At 54.9% G+C, this 21,257-nt stretch carries 26 protein-coding genes and 1 tRNA gene; 22 read left to right on the forward strand and 5 right to left on the reverse strand.

What is annotated here, in order from left to right; translation table 11 throughout:
- Positions 1 to 103 precede the first annotated feature (103 nt).
- The 9 genes from AD949_RS11315 (at position 104) to ubiM (ending at position 7,433) form a co-directional block, all read left to right on the forward strand.
- Complete coding sequence (locus AD949_RS11315; RefSeq protein ID WP_096430416.1) at positions 104 to 979, forward strand: LysR family transcriptional regulator; 876 nt, start codon at positions 104 to 106, stop codon at positions 977 to 979.
- A 223-nt stretch (positions 980 to 1,202) separates the two neighbouring features.
- The gene (gene hisB / locus AD949_RS11320) at positions 1,203 to 1,799 is read left to right on the forward strand and encodes an imidazoleglycerol-phosphate dehydratase HisB (RefSeq protein WP_048834777.1); all 597 of its coding nucleotides are present in this window, start codon (positions 1,203 to 1,205) and stop codon (positions 1,797 to 1,799) included.
- Positions 1,800 to 1,889: 90 nt separating this feature from the next.
- Positions 1,890 to 2,558 carry an imidazole glycerol phosphate synthase subunit HisH gene (hisH, locus tag AD949_RS11325; RefSeq protein ID WP_048834778.1) on the forward strand — a complete coding sequence of 223 codons (669 nt, stop codon included), beginning with the start codon at positions 1,890 to 1,892 and terminating at the stop codon, positions 2,556 to 2,558.
- Positions 2,545 to 3,885, forward strand: coding sequence for a 1-(5-phosphoribosyl)-5-[(5-phosphoribosylamino)methylideneamino]imidazole-4-carboxamide isomerase (hisA, locus tag AD949_RS11330; RefSeq protein ID WP_048834779.1), 1,341 nt, complete (start codon positions 2,545 to 2,547; stop codon positions 3,883 to 3,885). The genes hisH and hisA overlap by 14 nt, the downstream gene beginning before the upstream one ends.
- The gene (gene hisF, locus AD949_RS11335) at positions 3,885 to 4,673 is read left to right on the forward strand and encodes an imidazole glycerol phosphate synthase subunit HisF (RefSeq protein WP_048834780.1); all 789 of its coding nucleotides are present in this window, start codon (positions 3,885 to 3,887) and stop codon (positions 4,671 to 4,673) included. Before hisA ends, hisF begins: the two co-directional genes overlap by 1 nt.
- On the forward strand, positions 4,670 to 5,161 hold the full coding sequence (locus AD949_RS11340) for a phosphoribosyl-ATP diphosphatase (RefSeq protein ID WP_048834781.1): 492 nt from the start codon (positions 4,670 to 4,672) through the stop codon (positions 5,159 to 5,161). Before hisF ends, AD949_RS11340 begins: the two co-directional genes overlap by 4 nt.
- 3 nt (positions 5,162 to 5,164) lie before the next feature.
- On the forward strand, positions 5,165 to 5,539 hold the full coding sequence (locus AD949_RS11345; RefSeq protein WP_048834782.1) for a histidine triad nucleotide-binding protein: 375 nt from the start codon (positions 5,165 to 5,167) through the stop codon (positions 5,537 to 5,539).
- Positions 5,540 to 5,623: 84 nt separating this feature from the next.
- Positions 5,624 to 6,214, forward strand: coding sequence for a nitroreductase family protein (locus AD949_RS11350; protein WP_048834783.1), 591 nt, complete (start codon positions 5,624 to 5,626; stop codon positions 6,212 to 6,214).
- A 4-nt stretch (positions 6,215 to 6,218) separates the two neighbouring features.
- Positions 6,219 to 7,433 (forward strand): 5-demethoxyubiquinol-8 5-hydroxylase UbiM, encoded by a 1,215-nt coding sequence (gene ubiM / locus AD949_RS11355; protein WP_048834784.1) that lies wholly within the window; start codon positions 6,219 to 6,221, stop codon positions 7,431 to 7,433.
- 54 nt (positions 7,434 to 7,487) lie between these two features.
- Here ubiM and AD949_RS11360 read toward each other — a convergent pair whose 3' ends face one another.
- Positions 7,488 to 7,952 carry a DUF4186 domain-containing protein gene (locus tag AD949_RS11360; protein WP_048834785.1) on the reverse strand — a complete coding sequence of 155 codons (465 nt, stop codon included), beginning with the start codon at positions 7,950 to 7,952 and terminating at the stop codon, positions 7,488 to 7,490.
- Positions 7,953 to 8,221: 269 nt separating this feature from the next.
- Here AD949_RS11360 and AD949_RS11365 point away from each other — a divergent pair, with 269 nt between their 5' ends.
- The gene (locus tag AD949_RS11365) at positions 8,222 to 8,413 is read left to right on the forward strand and encodes a CsbD family protein (protein WP_048834786.1); all 192 of its coding nucleotides are present in this window, start codon (positions 8,222 to 8,224) and stop codon (positions 8,411 to 8,413) included.
- 616 nt (positions 8,414 to 9,029) lie between these two features.
- Positions 9,030 to 10,361, forward strand: a complete 1,332-nt coding sequence (locus AD949_RS11370) for a tyrosine-type recombinase/integrase (protein WP_082064576.1) — start codon at positions 9,030 to 9,032, stop codon at positions 10,359 to 10,361.
- A gap of 80 nt (positions 10,362 to 10,441) precedes the next feature.
- Here the strand turns inward: AD949_RS11370 and AD949_RS11375 are convergent, their stop codons facing one another.
- The 3 genes from AD949_RS11375 to AD949_RS11385 form a co-directional block, all read right to left on the reverse strand.
- Positions 10,442 to 11,386, reverse strand: coding sequence for a hypothetical protein (locus tag AD949_RS11375; RefSeq protein ID WP_006115690.1), 945 nt, complete (start codon positions 11,384 to 11,386; stop codon positions 10,442 to 10,444).
- A 391-nt stretch (positions 11,387 to 11,777) separates the two neighbouring features.
- Positions 11,778 to 11,957, reverse strand: coding sequence for a hypothetical protein (locus AD949_RS11380; protein ID WP_048834788.1), 180 nt, complete (start codon positions 11,955 to 11,957; stop codon positions 11,778 to 11,780).
- Entirely contained in the window at positions 11,947 to 12,183 is a 237-nt protein-coding gene (locus AD949_RS11385) for a helix-turn-helix domain-containing protein (protein WP_346186933.1), read from the reverse strand. Before AD949_RS11385 ends, AD949_RS11380 begins: the two co-directional genes overlap by 11 nt.
- 144 nt (positions 12,184 to 12,327) lie before the next feature.
- Here AD949_RS11385 and AD949_RS11390 point away from each other — a divergent pair, with 144 nt between their 5' ends.
- The 11 genes from AD949_RS11390 to AD949_RS11440 all read left to right on the forward strand — a co-directional run bounded on the left by AD949_RS11390 (position 12,328) and on the right by AD949_RS11440 (position 20,259).
- Complete coding sequence (locus AD949_RS11390; protein WP_048834790.1) at positions 12,328 to 12,573, forward strand: hypothetical protein; 246 nt, start codon at positions 12,328 to 12,330, stop codon at positions 12,571 to 12,573.
- The gene (locus AD949_RS11395; RefSeq protein WP_048834791.1) at positions 12,570 to 13,007 is read left to right on the forward strand and encodes a hypothetical protein; all 438 of its coding nucleotides are present in this window, start codon (positions 12,570 to 12,572) and stop codon (positions 13,005 to 13,007) included. The genes AD949_RS11390 and AD949_RS11395 overlap by 4 nt, the downstream gene beginning before the upstream one ends.
- Positions 13,004 to 13,435 carry a hypothetical protein gene (locus tag AD949_RS11400; RefSeq protein WP_082064577.1) on the forward strand — a complete coding sequence of 144 codons (432 nt, stop codon included), beginning with the start codon at positions 13,004 to 13,006 and terminating at the stop codon, positions 13,433 to 13,435. Before AD949_RS11395 ends, AD949_RS11400 begins: the two co-directional genes overlap by 4 nt.
- Entirely contained in the window at positions 13,432 to 14,625 is a 1,194-nt protein-coding gene (locus AD949_RS11405) for a hypothetical protein (RefSeq protein WP_048834792.1), read from the forward strand. The genes AD949_RS11400 and AD949_RS11405 overlap by 4 nt, the downstream gene beginning before the upstream one ends.
- Positions 14,626 to 14,771: 146 nt before the next feature.
- Positions 14,772 to 15,077 carry a hypothetical protein gene (locus AD949_RS11410; protein ID WP_052944505.1) on the forward strand — a complete coding sequence of 102 codons (306 nt, stop codon included), beginning with the start codon at positions 14,772 to 14,774 and terminating at the stop codon, positions 15,075 to 15,077.
- A complete protein-coding gene (locus tag AD949_RS11415; RefSeq protein WP_141325355.1) occupies positions 15,074 to 15,691 on the forward strand; it encodes a hypothetical protein in 618 nt (205 codons plus the stop codon). The genes AD949_RS11410 and AD949_RS11415 overlap by 4 nt, the downstream gene beginning before the upstream one ends.
- Positions 15,688 to 16,758, forward strand: a complete 1,071-nt coding sequence (locus AD949_RS11420; RefSeq protein ID WP_048834795.1) for a DUF7146 domain-containing protein — start codon at positions 15,688 to 15,690, stop codon at positions 16,756 to 16,758. Before AD949_RS11415 ends, AD949_RS11420 begins: the two co-directional genes overlap by 4 nt.
- Positions 16,727 to 18,637, forward strand: a complete 1,911-nt coding sequence (locus AD949_RS11425; protein WP_048834796.1) for a DUF927 domain-containing protein — start codon at positions 16,727 to 16,729, stop codon at positions 18,635 to 18,637. Before AD949_RS11420 ends, AD949_RS11425 begins: the two co-directional genes overlap by 32 nt.
- Positions 18,638 to 18,758: 121 nt before the next feature.
- Positions 18,759 to 19,139 (forward strand): type II toxin-antitoxin system RelE/ParE family toxin, encoded by a 381-nt coding sequence (locus AD949_RS11430; protein WP_025828413.1) that lies wholly within the window; start codon positions 18,759 to 18,761, stop codon positions 19,137 to 19,139.
- Positions 19,136 to 19,441: a helix-turn-helix domain-containing protein gene (locus AD949_RS11435; protein ID WP_025828411.1), complete on the forward strand. Its 306-nt coding sequence runs from the start codon at positions 19,136 to 19,138 to the stop codon at positions 19,439 to 19,441. Before AD949_RS11430 ends, AD949_RS11435 begins: the two co-directional genes overlap by 4 nt.
- A 248-nt stretch (positions 19,442 to 19,689) precedes the next feature.
- Complete coding sequence (locus AD949_RS11440; RefSeq protein WP_048834797.1) at positions 19,690 to 20,259, forward strand: recombinase family protein; 570 nt, start codon at positions 19,690 to 19,692, stop codon at positions 20,257 to 20,259.
- An 870-nt stretch (positions 20,260 to 21,129) separates the two neighbouring features.
- Here the strand turns inward: AD949_RS11440 and AD949_RS11445 are convergent.
- A tRNA-Lys gene (locus AD949_RS11445) sits at positions 21,130 to 21,205 on the reverse strand.
- Between the last annotated feature and the right edge of the window lie 52 nt (positions 21,206 to 21,257).

The following is a 21,257-nucleotide window of genomic DNA, read 5'->3' on the forward strand; positions in this document are numbered from 1 at the left end:
CTGCGCGCATGGAGGCAATCTCCATGGTCAGGGTGCCGCCCCACCCTTTATAATACAATTCCATGACTGACTATTTTAGCGATAACAGATTCGGATGGATGGAATGACGGCTCTTGATGTTGATGGCGTGCGCGCCTTCCTGATGATTGCCGACTATCGCAGTTTCACCCGTGCGGCGGAGGCTCTGGGCATCACGCAGGCTGCGGTCAGCGTAAAACTGAAGCGGCTTGAGGAGCGCCTCGGGCAACGCCTCGTCGAACGCACACCCCGGCAGGTCCGGCTTTCAACTCAGGGGGAAGTCTTCCTCCCAGCGGCGCGTGAGTTTCTGGCGGCCCACCAGAGAGCCATCGAAAGCCTGTCTGGAAGACGTCGCCAGTTTCGCCTCGGTATTGCCAGTCATGTCATGGGGCCGGAAGTGCCCTTGCTACTGGCACGGCTGAAATCCTTTGATCCGGGCCTGACTCTCGAAGTGCGGCTTGATGCATCCGGTCCGCTGCTGGATGCTTTCGATGGTGGAGAACTGGACGCCATCATCATTCGCAGCAACGATACACGGCGCAGCGGAGAGATTCTGGGGCCTGAACATTTCGGCTGGTTCGCTGCGCCAAACTTCTCCTGCAACCCTGACGACCCGCTGCCGCTGGCGGGCCTGTCGTCCTGCTCCGCCGTGCGCGATACTGCAATGCGCCTGCTCGACCGTGCCTCGATCCGATGGACCGAAGTGTTTATCGGCGAAACGCCTGCCATCGCCGCAGCACTTTCGGCGGGTCTGGCAATCTCACCCTTCCCTGTCCGGCTTGCCCCCGCCGATGTCGTTGATGTCAGTACGGTCTTCGGGCTACCGTCGTTGCCCTCCTTTACGCTCGTTCTCCACTCATCACTGTCAGACCAGAAGACAAAGGAGTCACTCCGCGCGATCACGGCCGCCTTTCGCGAGCATCGCAGAATGAGCGATAATCCTACGCGCCTTACGAACTGACTGGCTCTACAGATCCACCGAGAAACATGGAGCCTGTCATCTCAGGGCGGAGTTGAAATTTATACAATCTGGACTTCAGAAAAGCATGAGGCGTCTGACCTGCCAGGCAGGGGAAGGCATGTCCACTTCCGTATCATGACTTTGCCGCAGTCCCTCCTTATGGACATACCCTGAACCTCCCAGATGGTATCGGCCCGTATCTTCCGCTATAAAGCACCCCATCATGAGCACAGCACGCCAAGCCACCCTTCATCGCGTTACCAGCGAAACCGATATTGCCGTCACTCTTGATCTGGATGGATCAGGACAGGCCGACATTGATACGGGCATTGGTTTTTTTGACCATATGCTGACGGCGCTGGCCAAACACGGCCTGCTGGACCTGAAGGTTGTGGTGAAGGGTGACCTCCATATTGATGGCCACCACACGGTGGAAGATACCGGCATTGCCATCGGGCAAGCACTACGGCAGGCGCTAGGCGACAAGCGCGGCGTACGCCGTTTTGGCCATGCGCTGGTCCCGCTGGATGAAGCCTTGTGTGAAGCGGTTGTGGATCTGTCCGGTCGTCCCTTTCTGGCATGGGACGCCACGTTCGACCGGGACCGCATTGGTGAACTGGATACGGAACTGGTGGAAGAGTTTTTCCGCGCCTTTGCCATGTCCGGTATGCTCACCCTGCATCTGACACAAAAAGCCGGTAAAAACTGCCATCATATTGCCGAAGCCGCGTTCAAGGCTCTGGCACGCGCCCTGCGTATGGCCGTGGAACCAGACCCGCGAGCACAGGGCAGCATTCCTTCCACCAAGGGTGTGCTATAGTCCCGCCGACTGTTTTCTTCCCCGAACCTCATTCTGTTCAGGCACCGGGGGAAACCCGGTTTCTGAGACGAACCAGACGTGCGAGGTCCCATGACCAGATCCCTCTCCATTGCCGTTATTGATTATGACGGCGGCAATCTGGCGTCTGCCGCGCGTGCGGCGGCCCGTGCGGCAGAGCTTTCGGGCCTTGCGGCGTCTGTACGCATTACCAGTTCCCCGACAGATGTGCGGGAGGCTGACCGCATTATCCTGCCCGGTCAGGGCGCTTTTGCGGATTGCGCACGGGGGCTGGAGTCCGCCCCCGGCCTGAAAGACGCCATTCTGACAGCAACCCGCGCAGGCACGCCTTTTCTGGGCATTTGTGTCGGCATGCAACTCATGGCCGAACGCGGGCTCGAACATGGTTGCACAGAAGGCTTTGGCTGGATCAAAGGCGAGATTGCCCCTATGGACGCCCCCAGCCTGCGGATGCCGCAAATGGGCTGGAACGAGCTGAATTTCACCCGCCCTCACCCCCTGACAGAAGGGCTGGGTGCCGCCCCGCATGGCTATTTTGTACATTCCTATGCGTTGCGACATACCCGCCCTGAAACACTGGTGGCCACAACGGATTATGGTGGCCCAGTGCCAGCTCTTGTCTGCAACGGCAATGTTGCCGGAACACAGTTCCATGTTGAAAAAAGTCAGACGGTTGGCTTGCAGATTCTCGCCAATTTTCTGAACTGGACTCCGGAAACGCTCTGCGATGTCTGTCTCTAAGAATAAATTTGTCCAACGTGCACTGTCCCTGACGGATGACGACCTTCAGGCGCTGTGCGAAGCCGCCGACGCCGCTATTCTGGACGGTGGCGGCTTTGGCTGGGTGCAGCCGCAGGGCCGGCAGGTTCTGGAACGCTACTTCCGCGGGCTGCTGCTGGTGCCTGAGCGCATGCTGTTTGTGGTGCGGCTGAAAGGCGAGATTGTCGGTTGCGCCCAGCTTGTGCGCCCCCCCCGTAATAATGAATGTCAGGCCATGTGCATCACCCTGATGCATCTGTTTGTTGCCCCCTATGCCCGCAATCGGGGTCTGGGCGGGGCACTCCTGCATGAAGTGGAAAACGCCGCCCGCAGCATGGGCTTCCGTGTGATGAACATGGATGTGCCGGACACCCAGACGGCGGCCATTTCCCTGTTCCAGAAGGCCGGTTTCCTGCACTGGGGCACCCACCCCCATTTTGCACGTATGGGAGACCAGACTGTAAGCGGGCTGTTCTTCACCAAACTTCTTGATACCGTGCGCTCTGCCCCCGCGGAGCCTTCCTTCTCCTCTCAGGTTGAAACACCGGACATGATTGCACCCACTGCTTCCTCCCGCCCGCTGACCCTTTATCCGGCCATTGATCTGAAAGACGGAGCCTGCGTACGCCTGCGCCGGGGAGAAATGGACGATGCCACCGTCTATTCGGATGACCCGGCCGCACAGGCGCGGGCATGGTGTGACGCCGGGTTCAAATGGCTGCATGCGGTGGATCTGAACGGGGCATTTGCAGGCCAGTCCGCAAACGCACCAGCTGTACGCGCCATTCTGGAAGCCTCCACCGTGCCCATGCAGCTTGGGGGCGGCCTGCGGGATATGAAGGCCATTGCCTCATGGCTGGAAGCCGGTGTTACCCGCGTCATCCTCGGCTCGGTTGCTGTGAAAAACCCAGCTCTGGTCAAGGAAGCGTGCCGCGCCTTCCCCGGCCGGATTGTCGCGGGGATTGATGCCCGCTCCGGCCATGTTGCAACGGAAGGCTGGGCGGAAGTGTCCGATATGCAGGCCACGGAACTCGCCCTGCGGATGCAGGATGCGGGGGTAGCCGCCATCATCTTTACGGAAATCAGCCGCGATGGAATGCTGGATGGTCTGGATATTGACCAGACAGTGACACTGGCCAACACCGTCTCCGTGCCCGTTATCGCCAGTGGCGGGGTCGGCAATCTGGACCATCTGGCCGCCCTGCGCAAAGCCGCGGATGACACACCGGGTATTGAGGGCGTAATTGTAGGCCGGGCGCTGTATGATGGCCGGGTCTCTCCGGCTGAGGCTCTGAAGGTTCTGGCCTGATGTTGAAACTCCGGGTTATCCCCTGTCTGGACGTCAAGAACGGGCGCGTTGTTAAAGGCGTGAACTTTGTTGAACTGCGTGACGCCGGAGACCCTGTCGAACAGGCCGCCCTGTATGACGCCGCTGGTGCGGATGAACTGACCTTTCTGGACATCACCGCCAGCCATGAAAACCGGGATACCATTCTGGATGTTGTCAGCCGCACGGCGGAGCGGATTTTTCTGCCACTCACAGTCGGCGGCGGCGTACGCACCACGGATGACGTGCGCCGCCTGCTGCTGGCGGGGGCCGATAAATGCGCCATGAATTCCGCAGCCGTCTCTCGCCCGGAGTTGATTAACGAGGCCGCGCAGAAATTTGGCAGTCAGTGCGTGGTTGTCGGGGTGGATGCTCGCCAGACGTCAAACGGCGCATGGGAAGTCTATACCCACGGCGGCCGCACCCCGACCGGGCGGGATGTAATTGACTGGTGCCGTGAGGTTGCCGAGCGTGGAGCAGGCGAGATTCTGCTCACCTCCATGGATCGGGATGGCACACGCTCCGGGTTTGACCTATCCCTGCTGAAAGCCGCGACACAAGCCGTCCGGCTCCCGATTGTCGCCTCCGGCGGTGTGGGCGAGTTGAAACATTTTGTGGAAGGTGCCGAGGCTGGAGCCACGGGCCTTCTGGCAGCCAGTGTCTTCCATTTTGGCCAGTTTACTGTGTCTCAGGTTAAAGCCACACTGGCTGAAGCCGGTCTGCCCGTACGCCCTACCCCTTCCTTTTTTCAGGCAAAGCCCCGCCCATGACCAAAAAACCCACTCTCAAGACGCCTGTTAAATCCGCGTCAAAAACCAGCGCGAAAACGATGCCCAAAAGCAGCCAGAAAAAATCTGCTCCGGCAAAAAAATCTGTGATGGCAAAAGAACTTCTGGAAGACAAGCTCTCTCAGTCTGCGGATGAAACCATTCTGGACCGGCTCTACAACGTGGTGCAGGCCCGTAAGGGGTCAGACCCCAGCCTGAGCCATTCAGCCCGCCTGCTTTCTCGCGGCACCTACAAAATTGCCCAGAAGTTTGGGGAAGAAGCTGTTGAATGTCTGATTGAAGCCGTTGCTGGCCGGAAGGATCTTCTGGTCGGGGAAAGTGCTGATGTCCTCTACCACCTTATTGTTTTGTGGGTGGATGCGGGTGTCACTCCGGACGAAGTCTGGGCAGAACTGCGCCGCCGCGAAGGCACCAGTGGGATTGCGGAAAAAGCTTCCCGGCCTAAAGACGTTTTTTCAAAAAAGGACTAAGTCATGGCTGTTAACGGAACAGGGCCTTACGACCCAGACAATATTTTTGCCAAAATCCTGCGCGGGGATATTCCCTGCAAAAAGGTTTTTGAAAATGAATGGGTTCTCGCCTTTCAGGACATTGCCCCCAAAGCGGCCGTTCACGTGCTTATCATCCCTAAAAAACCTTATGTCTCTTTTATTGATTTCACAAAATCGGCCCCTACAGATGAAATTTCCGGTGTCATGAAATCTGCCGGACAGATTGCGTCCGATCTGGGGCTGGATGACAAAGGGTATCGTGTGATTACCAATGCGGGCGAAAATGGCGGGCAGGAAGTGCCCCATTTCCACCTGCACCTGCTGGGAGGCCAGTCTCTGCCGCCGTTTCCTGTCTGAGTCGGCCTGTCTGAGTTAACCAGCCTGAACTGGCCCGTCCGAACTAGCGTCTTTTCCTTATTCGTTAAAACAGGATCTCCGATCATGACACCCATGGACATGCTTCTGACCCGTGCCTCCACTGACCGTCTGGCAGATCCCGCGCCGTCAGACGCCCAGCTTTCCGAGATTCTGGCCGCCGCCATGCGTGCACCAGACCACGGAAAGCTGCGTCCGTGGCGTTACGTGGTCATTCGGGATGACGCCCGCCCTCTTATGGCCGAACGTATTGTTGCCAGCATGCTACGGCTGGATGCCAACGCACCGGAATTTAAAATTGAAAAACGTCGCAAGCGTTTTTCAACCATGCCGCTTATTCTCGCTCTGGGCATGCACCTGCGCCCCGATAATAAAATCCCCATGTGGGAGCAGGAAATGGCAGTCGCTGCAGCCACCATGAATGTCCTGAACGCGCTGCATGCCACCGGTTTTGGTGGAGTCTGGGTGTCTGGCGATGTAGCGGAAGATCCAGTTCTGACGGAAGAACTCGGTTTTCCCGCTCCGCACCGGCTGGCCGGTTTCCTGTTTATCGGCACACCAGACGGAGAACAGCCCGCGCCTAAACGGTCTGACCCCGCCGAATTTACCGCACCATGGACCGGCAAACCCGTAAGCTTTGCCGCAGACAGGACCTGAAGCCATGACCACACCAAAACAGACACCGCCACAGACAGATGTCGCCATCATCGGGGGCGGGCCAGTCGGTCTGGCCACAGCGCTTTCTCTGGAAAACGCGGGGCTGTCTGTTACGGTGCTGGAACGCGCGCCGCGTGCGGTGTGGGCTGAACCGTCCTTTGACGGGCGAGAAATTGCCCTCACGCACCATGCCGTGCATACCCTGCAAAAAAACGGCGCATGGGACCATATCCCGGATTCCGCAATCTGCCCGCTTCGGGAAGCGCGTGTAGAAACCGGCAAATTCCCGCATCCGCTGCGTTTTGATACAAACGGACGCGGCGTAGAGGCTCTGGGCTGGCTGGTCTCCAACAACCATATTCGGCGTGCCTTGTTTGCCGCAGCAGCGGAGCGTCCGCGTATTAGGCTGCTAGACTCCACCTCTGTTGAAACCGTAAGGCAAAACCCGAGTGAAGCTGTAGTCCATCATTCACACGGCCAGACGGCGGCTCAGCTTATTGTGGGGGCGGATGGGCGCTTCTCGCCAACACGCCGGCGCGCGGGGATTGGCGCGATTATCCATGACTTCAAACGCAGCATGCTCGTTTGCCGCATGGCGCATGAATCGCCGCATCATAATATTGCAACGCAATGGTTTGATGAAGGACAGACCATCGCCCTGCTTCCGGTGAACGGTATGGCGTCGTCTCTGGTGCTGACCCTGCCGCCAGACGACATTCAGCGCCTGCTGGACATGCCGCGAGAGGCCTTCAATCAGGACGTCATGCAGCGCATTGGCAACCGTCTGGGCCAGATGCGGCTTGTCAGCACTCGGCACGCCTATCCGCTAAAAGGCGTCTATGCTCACCGCTTTGCCGCACGCCGTCTGGCGCTGGTAGGAGACGCTGCCGTGGGCATGCATCCTATTACCGCCCATGGTTTTAACCTCGGCCTGCGTGGGCAAGAGACACTTGCAAATGAAGTCGGAAAAGCCTTTTCAAACACCGGTGATGCCGGAAACGCACAGGCTTTACGCCGCTTTGAACGCCAACACCGGATGATCACCGCACCACTCTTTGCTGGCACCAACGGCATTGCAACGCTCTACACACATGATGGTGCGCCATTCAAACAGCTTCGTCAGGCAGGCCTACGCTTTGCAGATACGTTTATGCCATTCAAAAACGCGGTGACGGCTTTGCTGATGGACCGGGAAGTTCAGCCGCCCACGGCGTCCTGAAACAGCAAACAGCATTTATAAACTTCGTGATGTAGAATAAGGATTAACACACTCTTATTCTACATTTTTTTCTTTCGTGGCAGGACAGACGCTCTGTTCAGCCACCTGCGCGCTGGCTCTCGCCAGTTCCTGCTCCAGCCATCCAGCAATAACTGCCAGTACATAGTGCTGCTGGCTGGATGTTAAAGACTGTCCTTTTGAGAAATGATGCCATTTTTCAAGACAGGAGCGGCAACATGTTCCTGTGGCATGTTGCGCAACAAAAACCGGATGGCCCTTCCAAGGTGTCTGTTTACCATCCCGGGCAGGATGAGCCGGAGCCAGCCGCTTGGCGATGAAATCTGCCCCATGCTCCAACACAACAGGCAATGTTTTTTCCTGAAGGTAGGATAAGTCCGCTGTGTTCAGATGAAATCTCCCACGGAATGCTGACCGCGCAAGCCTTTCCCATAGCGTGGCCGAAACCGATGGTAACGACTTCTCTGCATCCAAACTGAAAAGATCACCTTGAGAAAACATCGGCCCGTGTCACCCCTTTATCAGTATGTTCACCTCCACCGAATCTTGGCTAGCTCTCCAGATTCAGTCCCATGCCACAGCCCTACTCCTCGGCAGTAAGATAAGGACATCCAGCGGTGAGTTCAAATTCCGGCTTACACATGAGGATGACCGCCCCCTTACAAAACCGTCCTTCCAAAGATTAACCATATGAAACTTTTGTCGTCTCTTTCAGGAACTACCGTTCGAAATTCGCGTTTAAAGTGCATAGTATTAAGGAGGGTATCGTAATGAGCTCCATGAAAGACAAAGTCACCGGTATTGCCAATCAGGTCGCTGGTAAGGTGAAAGAAGAAGCTGGAAAGCTGACAGACAATGAACGTCTTGAAGCTGAAGGCGTGGCACAAAACCTGAAAGGGAAAGTGCAGAAAACGACTGGGGATGTAAAAGATGCCGTTAAAAGCGGCATTGATAAGCTCTAGTTTTTCAAAATTTTCTGCATAAGGAAAATCCTGACAGCCTTAATGCTGTCGGGATTTTTTATTGCTTTCAGAAATACCCATGACTCAGAATTTCCATGTTAGAAAAATTGAGCTACTTGCTCTTCTGAGTAGGATGTTTTTTTTGAGCTTTAGAAAAAGCACACGGCTGTAGGAATATTCCAAAAAGACATCAGGATTTTAATCCTAAAACCTGAAACCACCGAAATCTTTAGAAAAGAGTGGTGGGCGCACAAGGGCTCGAACCTTGGACCCGCTGATTAAGAGACAGTGGCGGTGAGATACCGTTAAGACGCAGGCAGATGTAAAGAGCTGCAAAAATCCTTGTTTTCCCTCACTTTACCGAATTGCTATGACGCAACGTGACGCAGCAAGCCGCACGGGTTACCTTTTCAAATGACTCCGGAGTGACTCCGGAAAAGTCTATCAGCGGGTGAGAGGGGAAAAACGGAGGGCGGCGTTACACCAAAAGCAGGTGTATAAGGTGTATAGGTGTAACACTCATAGATAATATACTGTTTTCCCTCACTTTTTTCCTTCTCAGACTGCTACACCTCACGGCTTGGTGAGGTGTATAAGGTGTAGCAGAAGGTTCGGCATGAAGTTTACAAAATCGGGAATAGACACCCTCACCTGCCCGCCGGGAAAGCGGGACGTGATGTTTACGGATGACGAGGTGAAGGGCTTTGCCATCCGGGTGAACGCCACCGGCAGCAAGACCTTTCTGTTCAACTATCGCTTTGGGGGTAAGGCCCGGAGGCTGGTGCTTGGCCAGTATGGGGAATTGACCCTCGCACATGCCCGCAAACTGGCAGAAGCCGCACGGGGTAAGGTTCTGGCGGGTGGTCACCCTGCCGAAGAGAAGAAAGCCGTTGCTCAGGCCTTCCAACAGCAGGCCATAGAGGACGCCAGACAAGCCGCTGCAAATGCCCTCACGTTTGAAGCCCTCATAGACCGCTGGACCAGCAACGCCCTGCGTGACAGTAGCGAGAGCCACCGCACGGAAGCGCCGCGCCGCCTGCGGCTTAACTTTGCTGATATGCTGAACCGACCAGCTCACGCTCTGACCGTGGCGGAGGTGCAGACCCGGCTGGATGATGTGGCGGAAAAACACCCGACCACAGCCCGCCGCCTGCTATCCTATGGCCGCGCTCTATATGGCTGGGCAACAAAACGCCAACTGGTGGAGGAAAACCCCTTTGCTCGTGTCGTGGTAGAAGGCCGTGAGGTATCCCGTGACCGTGTGCTAACCGATGCCGAATTAGGTGCGGCATGGCGGGCCGCCTGCCAGATGCCCTATGCCTTTGGCCCGTTCTTTCGGCTGCTTGTTCTCACGCTCCAGCGCCGAAGTGAGGTTGCTGGGATGCGGTGGGAAGAGATAACGCCGGACCTGACCACATGGACCATTCCGGCCAGCCGCACCAAGAACGGCAAAGAGCATATCGTCCACCTGTCCGAGCCTGCCCGGCAGGTTCTAGCCTCCCTGCACCGGCAGACAGACAGCAAAACCGGCGCTATCTCTCCGTTTGTGTTCACCAATACGGGCCGGACGCCCATATCTGGCTTTTCTGACGGCAAAGAGCGTCTGGAAGCTCTGATGGAACAGGAACGGGCTACCAACGCCACCAGAGGGCCAGAAAACGCGGAAAAGAAGCCCTCCACCCTGCCCGCAAGCGGATGGCGGCTACATGACCTGCGGCGCACTGGCGTAACCACAATGGCCCGCTTAGGCATTGGCCCCCATGTGGCCGATAAAGTGCTGAACCATACGGAGGGAGCCATAAGTGGCGTGGCCGCCGTGTATCAGCGGCATGAGTTTCTGAAGGAGCGGGCGGCGGCTTTGGATGCTTGGGCCGGGCATGTGCTGAGTGTGGCTTCCGCGACGGGATTCGAACCCACGGCAGGGAATGTCGTGCTTCTGCGGAGGTAAAGAAAAAGGGCCTCTGCAATTTTACAAACGCCCTTACAAATACTGATCAGCCTATCAGGCTAGAAAACAGCACACCTCCCTTAATTTTCTTCAAAAGGCAGGTTTATTTGTCGTGCCGCGCTACGGTGCTGCATTACCTTCAAAATCTTGGTTTCGCTTCTCAGTCCGCCATCTGTCTGCCATTGCTGCACCAGCACCTTACAAACCAGAATATCTCCCTTAGCAAAGGAGATTTCGTTGCGGTCAACCTCGTCCAGAAACTCCTGATCTTCTATTGAAGCCCAGACTACATTCTGTCCGTCATTAAGCTTCCATTTTCCATCTTCGTTAAAAGAAAGACTGACAATGGAAAAAGCAGCCGTGCTTTCCATGTCGATAATCTTGTTATCGTCCGTTTCAGGGACAGAAAAAGAAGGCAAATCAGGTTTGGTGATATGAACCGGGGCCGTGTCTTTGGCTGTACCAGCAGGGCGAAGAGATAGGTTTGTGATCCCATTTCTTCCCAACGGTTTCACTGTATCAGCTATGGCCTTTCGGACCCTCACATCCCTGTATAGTTCGGCAAGCTGCACAGGAACCACAATGGTATCTCCTTCCGTAGAAAGAGAGTCAGGCGGAAACTCCAATGAAACATTGCCATCACGCAGAACAACAGCCTTTTTAACCTTCCGCCCTCGTGCAAACTGAAGCAAACCAAACAGGCCACCACCGATGCTCCCAGTTGCGCCTAAAAAGGTCCAGAGGTTGGAGAGAGCAGAAGCCCCATTGCCAGAAAGCAGGTCGCAAGCATGGGCGAAAAACCCTTGCACAAGATGCAAGTAAACCTCAAAGGAGCCTTCGTTAAAGGCTTTAACCCTCACGGACACCTGAGATTTTTCACCATTGATGACGCGGTTTGCTTCTTCAAACAGCTTACCAAAAGCAAGGAGAGCCGGTGCCAGATCAGCTACAGCCATCTCGCCAGCTTCTAGAGCTGGTCCATCATAATTGATGCAGATGGTCTTTCCGCTCATTTCTTCGCTCACGGCTTTCCCTTACATATGATCAGCGCACAACAGACTGGATTTTACCAATTAAAAATTTGACGGCCTTTAAGCATGGCCTACGCGCGCTGTCTAACCAAGAAAAACTGAATAACTTTTTGAGGGATGCCCTCCGGTAGGCTTGCCCCTTTCTCGCATCTGAGGAGGCCCCATAACCGGCGTTTCTCATATCTGAGCAACGGAGGATTCCTGCCAGTTTAGTGAGTCTTTAGGGATGCAGGAATTCCTGCATCGGGCGATGTGCGAATTTCCATATCGGTCACTTCTCATATCTGAGAAGTGGGAGAAAACCGGTAACGCCAGATGTGGCGCTACCAGTTTCCAGCCAGTTATCAAGGATTCCTTGACAACTGAAGGCAAAAAACCGGCCGCCTCAGTTTGCCCAAGGCTCTTGCAGCATCATGTAAGCCAGACCTTGGTTAGCTCCTCCACCAGAAGCATGCGTGGTGGCTGACTGGCCTGTTTTCTTACTAGTCACTGTAATCACACCTTTTTTGACGGAATACCAGCCGATCACTTCACCATCTTTTTTAACTTCATAATCACTTGTCATGTTTCTCTCCTTTCAACCTCACCCCAGCCCCTCCGCCGTTTTCAGGGATAAACTCAACCCCTGCGGCTTCTAGGGCGGAACAGATGGCTTCTATCGTGCTGGCTTTCAGTTCCTCGCCTCTTTCAAGTCGGGCGATAGTATCAGGTGAAACGCCAGCCTCTTTTGCTAGATCACGGACTCCCCAGCCAATAGCAGCACGGGCCATTTTACATTGAACAGCTAACAAAATCCGAACCCTGATACGATTTTTTCATTGCAGATTTATCGTAACTATGTTCGGATAATAGGGCAATGTAATTTGCGGCCAAATGGGGAGATTGGACCCTCCCACACTTGGCCTAACCACAACCGCTCGCACTAGGAGACGGTAATGGCTGACCGAGCCTATACCATGCCCGGCACACGCTGGGCAGTGCTCACTCTTGCTCGCCTTCATGGCGATGCTCTGGCCGCCTTTGCTGTGGCTGGCCTTTCTCTGCTGGCACTGGCAGGCTTCTTGCACCCTGAACACCTGCACCACCCCTCCGGAGGGGTAACAAGCCACACGCACCACCACAGCAGCCCTCACGCTGTTCTGGTGGCTTCTGCTGCTGTTGGCGCGGAGGTGATGCAATGAGCCAGCCCATAACCTCCAAACTATCCCGCCGTGGTGCCCTTGCCTCTGTGCTGGCCGCGACATGCGCCGCACTCCCTGCCGTAGCCACAGCAGCAACCGGCAAGGATGCAGCCCTACTCGCGCTCTATCGGAAGTTCTGTCGGGTCAATGCGCAAATACAGGCGATTGATGACGCGCCGGAATACGAATTTGGCTCTTATGAAGAGCGGCAGCGGGAAGCGAGAACCAATGACCTTTGCAGGCAGGAAGGCCAGATTGTGCGAAAAATGGCTGAAATACCAGCCTGCTCGCCCTCCGGCCTGAAAGTCAAAGCCGCTGTCTTACAGACCTTGCTGCCCGGCATATTGAGAGACTGTTACATCGGTGAAGACTCGGCAGAAATGCATCTGGTCATGAGTCTGCTAGGTGATCTGACGGGGGGTGCTCAGATATGAGCAGGCCCTCCGTTTCCCGCCGTGGCGTATTAGCCGCGTCCCTCGCTGCCACGGCTGCGTCCATACCTGCTGTGGCTTCTTCCTGCCCTGCTCCGGGGCCGGATGCCGTGCTTCTGGATGTGCTGGCCCGTTTCTGGCTAGCAGAACGCGTCATCCTCGCTATGGAGGCTTCGACGGAGCCACCTTTAGCGGATCCCGAGTATCCCGCATGGGAAGCTAAGTTTGATGGCCTGATAGCAAGCCGTGCGCAGGCAATGGGTCAGATGGCCGGTATACGTTCCATGACGCCGGAGGGTCGACGCGGCAAGGCTCAGGTAGTTGAACGCTGCCTGCCATCCAGTGTGCGCTGGGGTGATGGCGGGATGCAGACACCTGAAAGCCTGCTGGCCTTGTCTCTGGCGCGGGATGTGGCCGGAGGGGCAGCATGATTGCTATGCAACAGCCCTCCGCTGGTTCCCTATTGCCTATTCCGGTTTTGTTCCCGATTAATGAGGTGAGCGCGGCTAGGTTTGGCCGCCGAACGCCTGACCCCCATGACAGGCCCGCCGCGCTCCCATTTATGGTTCATGGGGATAACCGGCGTGGGGCGGTTGTGTGGGAAATGTATACTCTTCCTTCTACGGAAGACAGGCTGAAAAATGGCATCAGGCTCTCTGACTGTTATCATGCCTTGGCCCTGCTTGATGATTGGATAGAAGACAATTTTGATGGCATGAATCGCGCTATGTGCGAATGTATAGCATCAGGTGATCTACCTGAACGCGCTTTTAATTTTCCAGATAAAATAAGGGAATTTTTGGGTCCTACAGATTTAGCATCTAAATATGTGAGGCAATTTCAACAATATCGTTATGCAATTTACCAAAATATAAAATCACTTCTTAAGTCAGGCAGATTAACTGCTTACGGAAAAAAGAAAATAACAGATAAAAAATGGACAATAATTCCCAGTTTTTATTTTTCTTTATCATGTGAGATTTTATTTGATGAAAATAAAACCATAGTTGAAGAAATAAGCTTTATAGATGTGCGCGTCACCTGCCTTGAGGGACTACCCATATGGTGTGCGATGGTCGCTTACGGTGATGAGGAGTTAGTGCCTACTCTGATGAAGTACGAGGGAGCACGCCGCGTTGCAATGGCAGACAATGAAGGCATTGCTCGTTGCCTTGATGATACCCAGTCTTTTCTGGTCTATTTTTGCTCGCTTATGAGAGATGGGAAATTAAAATCTGTTTATGCAGAAACAAACAAACCTGTAGACCAGACTTTATGGAATGAAAAGTTTATATGCCTTGCTCAATCTGAAATTTGTATAGGAAAAAACATACAGCAGGGGGTCAAAGTTATTACCCCGCACCCTCCAATAAATGAGGAAGATGCAAACACTCTGGCAGCTAATGCATCTCGTGTTCCAACCGGCTCTCGGGGTTACGGCGCTAGTGATGCTCTGCTTGCAAAAGAAATGCATGAATTGATTTTGGGCGGTCAGGCTCAAAACGTCCATCAGGCCGCTCAGCAGGTCGTCGACAAGGCCAAAGGCAAGAACACTCTTGAGAAGAGCAAGGTGCAGCGTCTTATGGGAGCATATAACAAGGCGTTTGGGTCTTCTCGCTAGATAGAAATTTCTTTCAGTTTTTCAGAACTGTTCAGTCTGAAAAATACTGAAAAGACCTGAATGAACAGTCTCTCGTAATCCTCAGTTCATGCCCATGCAGCAAGAACACGCAGCAAGGGACACCGTGAACTAAAGGAGTTTTCCCTATGCCTTCAATGGCACAATCTCAGAATGATCGATTACAGACGATGGGCAACATTGCTCATTTTCCTGCACACCATCAAACGAGTGGCTCTATGCCTTTGGTTGTATCAGAAGCTGAGGCGGCGGCACTCGTAAACCTTGCCCCGCGCACCTTGCAGGCAAAGAGGCTGGATGGCACCGGCCCGGCATACGTGCAACTCACCAAGCGCCGTATTGGCTACGCGGTAGAAGCCCTCCGCGTCTGGGTTGCTGCACAGTCCTGCAAAAGCACGGCTGAGGCCTCTGTAAAAGCCAGAGGTGCAGTATGAAGCACCCCGTAGAATTATGGAATTGGAGCGATTCTAACGGAAAGCCTGCTTTGCTTACCCGCTTCCTTTACCTCTGTTGGCAAATTGACTGGCAGTTACATGCCACCCCATTCAATTCCGATATGTCCAACCTTGTAAAAGAATACAGCAGGGACTTTACGCCGGGATTTTCAGAAAATGTTGTCATAGGCCTGTCTCAGGCGTGGCTGCACCTCAGTAAGCTTACAGTGGCAGAAAAAAGTTATGAGGAACTCTCTGACGGCAGCAAAACGGAGGGAGCGGAAGAACGCTTCATTCCTATGGCCCCTGCCCTCCGCTGGTTCTGGCATGGCATAGAAAACGATCTTAGAGCCGTTGAAGCAAAAAAATGGCTTCTTTCCATCGGCTGGGCCTCTATTCTCCAACAGGCTGAGAAACGCGATGCTGCCATTAAATTAGTGCTGGCTGGTCACGCTGTATCATATGGCTGCTGTATTGAGGAAAAGCCCGCATATACCCGCGCACGAAAAAAAGCTGATCGTGACTGGGAAGAAGCAATGCGGCAATGGGTGCGTGCGGGTGGAACTGGTCCGCAGCCTGACATAGCTGACTATCTCGCCAAGGCTGCGGCATGAGGTCGCGGCCTAATGCCTCCGAACTGGCGCGCCTTCTGGCTGACCACATCACGCGGCTTGCGCCGGAACTACTGCCACATGGCAAAAAGGACAGCTCAGAGTGGCGCGTGGGCAGTCTGGCCGGAGAGCCGGGGCAATCCCTTGCGGTGCGTCTTTCCGGCGCACGGCGGGGCGTATGGGCTGACTTTTCCAGCGGTGAGCGTGGCGATGCTCTAGACCTTGTGGCGGGCTGTCTGTTTGGTGGTGACCGTAAGCAGGCTATGGCATGGGGCTCTAACTGGCTGGGGCTGAGTAAAACCACCAATGCAGCCCTTATCCAGCGCCGTCCCATTCAAGAAAAACTGAATAATTCTCAGGAACTGGACAAAGAAGCACAGCAGCGGAGGGCCAAGGCTCGCCGGTTATGGATGGACACCTCAGCCGGAATAGCTGGCACACCTGTTGAGGCCTATCTGGCAGGGCGTGGCATAGACCTCCGGGCATTGGGCCGCGCTCCCGGTGCCTTGCGGTTTCATCCTGCCGTCTGGTGTGCGGAGGTACGTAAACCCCTCCCCGCCATGCTGGCCGCAATCTGCGGACCTACCGGAAAGCTGGTGGCCGTGCATCGGACATGGCTGGCGCAATCGCCCTCCGGCACATGGGCCAAAGCTGATCTTCAAAACGCAAAGAAGGTTCTTGGTGGTTTTTCTGGTGGTTGCATCCGCCTCTGGCGCGGAGTTTCCGGCAAGGCGTTGGATTTAGCACCGGCAGGGGATGTAGCGATTGTTGCCGAGGGCATAGAAACCGCTTTGTCCTGTGCCATCGCCTGCCCGGAATACCGGGTTCTGGCTGCTGTCAGCCTCAGCAACATGGCCGCCATGAAACTGCCTGACACACTCACGGAAATTATCGTCGCAGCAGATAACGATACCGGCAATGCCTCCGCACGGAAGGCGCTGGATGCTGCACTCTCACAATTCGCACAGCAGGGCCGCACTGTCCGGCTCGCTATGCCTGAAATACAGGGGCAGGACTGGAATAATGTCCTGACATATCATGACAAAGACACAGGACCAGAACGGTCGTGACGGTGTGCGCGCAGGCCTGACCTCCGCCAAAGTTGTTTCCATGCCCGGCGCAAAAAGCAAAGCGGCAGGCAAGCGCATAGAGTCTCAGTGCGGCCGGTTTTTCTGTGACGCTCACGGGCTGTTCCGGAAGGCAGCGGACAACAGCAAAACAGACATGAAGCTTTCCGGGCCTGTCTGGATCATAGCCGAAACACGCGGGGCAGACGGTAAAGGCTGGGGCATTTTGCTCGGCTGGACAGACCGGGACGGCCAGCAGCATGAACAGGCCTTTCCTCGCGCCATGTTCGCGGGTGACTGTGCTGAACTGCGGAGCCAGTTAGCAGACGGCGGCCTAACCCTTCAGGCAGGTTCAGCCGCGAAAGCCGCTTTTGCAGACTGGCTGGCTTCCATCGCTACAGAGGAACGCGCGTTTTCCGTCAACCGGATAGGCTGGCACACTCTGAACGGTGGTAAGGTTTACGTGTTGCCAGATGCAACCTACGGCAACCTGAAAGAGCGGGTTGTTCTGCAAACCTCCGAACAGGAAACAAACCTTTTTTGCGTATCTGGCTCTGCGGAAGACTGGAAAAGCAATATCGGCCAGTGCTGCAAAGGAAATTCACGCCTTATTCTGGCAGCATCCACAGGCTTTGCAGCCCCCTTGCTGGATGTGCTGGGATTGGAGGGCGGCGGCGTCTCATTTGTAGGTGCATCCCGTGCAGGGAAATCCACAGCTCTTGTGGTTGCATCCAGCGTGTGCGGGGGAACGCCAGAAGGGGGTGCCAAGGGCTATGCCCGGTCATGGCGTTCAACCTCTAACGGTTTGGAAAGCGTGGCCTTGGCAAGCTGTGACGCTCTGCTGCCTATGGATGAAATCGGCCAGCTAGACCCGAAAGAAATTGGTGACGTGGCCTACATGCTCGCCAACGGGCAAGGCAAAGTGCGGGCCAGCCGGACAGGTGGCGCACGGGTTACAGCCCGCTGGCGGGTGCTGTTCCTTTCCACTGGTGAAAAGACACTGGATGATCTGAACAAGGAATCCGGCAAAGGCACCAAAGCCGGTCAGGAGGTACGATTTTTGGATATGCCTGCCGATGCTGGGGCCGGTATGGGTTTGTTTGAAGAGACACATCATTGCGACACGCCCGGAGAATTTGCGGACTATCTGGCAAATGCCTGCGGGCAATTCTATGGCGCACCCTTCCGGGCCTTTATGGAGCATCTGGCGAGCCGCATGGCAGCGGAGGGCGTGAGAGGATTCCGTGAAACCCTGCTGGCACGGATGGACGCCATAGCAACCGCCTATCTGCAAAACTGGCCCAAGGCTTCCGGGCAGGTGCGCTCAGTAGCGCGCCGCTTTGCCATGATTGCTCTGGCCGGAGAACTGGCCACAGAATTTGGCCTGACCGGCTGGGACCGTGACACGCCGGAAGTGCTGGTAGGCTTGTGCTTTGCCGACTGGCTGCGGCTACGCGGCACAGCAGGCCGGAGAGAGGACGAACAGGCCATCCAGAAGCTACGGGACTTCATTTCCCGCAATGCGTCTGCCCGATTTGAGGACTGGATAGATAAGTCAGCCGAGGAACAACCTCAGAGCGGAGAGAATGGCGAGCCACCAAAAGAACGCTACCGCACAATGAACCGGGCTGGCTGGCGGCGTTGGGTCAAAGCTCCGGATGGCCGATACGTGTGGCTTTACCTGCTGACCTCTGATGGCATGAATGAAGCCCTGAATGGCGTGTCCGCACGGGACGCCAAGCAAATGCTTGTTGATCGTGGCCTGTTAATTAAGGCCAAGGACGGCAAGTTCTCTGAGCTCTTACGCCCTCCGGGTCAGGGGCAAGTCAGACTCTACCAAGTGCATCACGATATTCTGGCGGTTGCCACGGGCGACAGATGAGCCGGACAGGCCGGAGGGTAAGCGACTGCCCTCCGCTCATAATGCATGACATTGCGGTTATTTGCGTCTTGTTGCCCTTCTGTTGCCTTGAAGAATATATAAGTAGGTGTATATCGTTCCTATGACGTCAGAACGTAAACCCATCGAGTTCTTAGGAACAGCGTTGTCTGATTTGCGGGAGTTTCCCCCGGAAGTCATGCGAGAGATGGGATATGAACTGGCACTAGTGCAGGAAGGGGATACCCCCTCTGACTGGAAGCCAATGGCTATTGTCGGTCCGGGTGTGAAGGAAATTCGTGTTAGTGATGAGGATGGTATTTACCGCTCGCTCTACGTCGCTAGCCTAGGAAGCAAAGTTTACGTTCTTCATTGCTTTCAGAAGAAGTCACAGACAACACCTAGGAAAGACATTGATCTGGCGTCAAAACGGCTTAGCGCGCTTTGTCGTGAATTGCGGGCGAGCAGTGCTAAGCCAAAGCAGAAAAAGGAGAAGCAGAAATGACCAAGAAAACAGAGGAGTTCGCTGCTTCCCAGACCTTCGATAGCGTGTGGGATGCAATCTGCGATACACGGGAAGAAGCTGAGCAGATGAAGCTTCGTTCCGAAGTTATGGCGGCCCTTGAACGCTTTGTGAAAGATAACAAAATGACACAGGTGCAGGCCGCTGATGCCTTTGGCGTCACCCAGCCTCGTGTTTCCGATCTGATGCGCCGAAAGTTTGACAGATTCTCTCTGGATAGTCTTCTGAGTATGGCAGCAAGGGCTGGCTTGCAGGCGCAGATTACTTTCCGCAAAGCAGCCTGACCCAATACTTTCATAACTCCGACCAGAGGCCAGCATCACGCTGGCCTTTTCTGTATGTGGCGTGTTCCGTCCTTGTTATGCGTCTGGTACATGGCTTGCGGCGTTCCATTAGGGCAAGATCTATTGGTACAAATGATATGGAACACTTTTACCCTCGCTTTCTGTTCCAATAGGGTTGTTTTTCGTTTTTTGGGACTATATGGGTCTAGGGTCTAGACCTTTTGGAACAGTTTTAGGAACACCCTCACATGAAAATTGGATACGCACGGACTAGCACCACCGATCAGGTGGCAGGGCTTGAATCGCAAGCCCGTGACCTGTCAGCCAATGGGTGTGAACGTATCTTCCGTGAACAGGTGAGTGGTAGCAGCACAGACCGGCCTCAGTTGAGTGCGGCGTTCGATCACATGCGGGCCGGTGATGTGCTGGTAGTCACCAAGCCGGACAGGCTGGCCCGTTCCACTACGGACCTGTTGCGGCTTGTGGAAGAGGTTAAGGCAAAGGGTTGCGGCCTGATCGTGCTGTCCATGAACGGCATGACACTGGATACCACCAGCCCCACCAGCAAGATGATGCTGACCATGCTCGCCGCTGTCGCTGAGTTTGAGCGTGACATTATGAAAGAGCGGCAACGTGAGGGCATAGCCAAGGCCAAAGCGGATGGCCGCTATAAAGGACGCAAGCCTACAGCCCGGAGTCAGGCGGAACAGGTGCAGGCACTGGCGGCTAAGGGTGTGAGTGCTACGGAGATAGCGAAGCGTCTGGGCATGGGCCGGACCTCTGTTTATCGCTGTCTGGTGGCTTCTGCTACTTCCTGACGAGGCATTGTGCCGTGGGCTGGGTGTGCGCGGGCAGCGCGCGGGTTTCTTTCACGCGTTTTTTAGCCTTTGGAATGAATAAGGTCGCTTGCTATGCGCTCAGATCATGACAAAACAGGCTGGAAACAATCTTTTTTCCTGTCTCAAAAAGAGAGACTGGCAAGGTGTTTTCTTGGGGGTTTGCTCATAAATGGCAGAAAACAGCCATTCCTACATTCAGGCTGTTACACCTTTTTGGACCGGGTGTAACGGCTGACACCAAAAAGGTGTAACAGATTTTCTATTATAAAACAGATAGTTATGGGGTTTGTTACACCTGTCACACCTTGTACACCTTTTTTTAGGTAAGGGTTGGAAGTGTGGCCGTAAGAGAACTGGCTCAGTCCATGCAGACAGCGCATGGCTCTACCTGTCTCAGCCGAGGGGGGCTGATTAAAGTCTCATGCCGTTTGGGCACCGCAACCGCATCAGGCTCACGCGCAGATTTTTCGCAGGTTTTTGAAATTAATCAAAAAATCAAAGAGAAGAGATGAAAAATCAGGAAAAACGGCAGGAAACAGCCATTTTTCCTCTGATTTGGGGCCTAGTGCCCGAAAAGGGGTGGGGGGTGCTAAATCTCTAGGGTCTATGAGTGCCGGGACCGCGCCATAGGCAAATTTTCATACCCGCGAAATTGCAGGCAAAAGTCACCAGCCAGCGATCAAAATTTTGCGGAGATAACTGAGCCGGAAGGTGCTCTGAGCAGACTCGGGAAAAACCCCCTACCCTGTCAGCACATAAAGGCCAATCAAATGACTCCGGATTGACTCCGGAAAGCTATGAGGGTGAAGCACCCTAAAGCCTGAAAACCACCTAAGTCTTTGAAAAGATTGGTGGGCGCACAAGGGCTCGAACCTTGGACCCGCTGATTAAGAGTCAGCTGCTCTACCAACTGAGCTATGCGCCCTTACAGTTCTATGAACTGAAGTGGGTGCTTTCTATCACCCTCAATCTTTTAG

The organism is Acetobacter orleanensis (assembly GCF_001581005.1).
GTDB lineage: Bacteria > Pseudomonadota > Alphaproteobacteria > Acetobacterales > Acetobacteraceae > Acetobacter > Acetobacter orleanensis.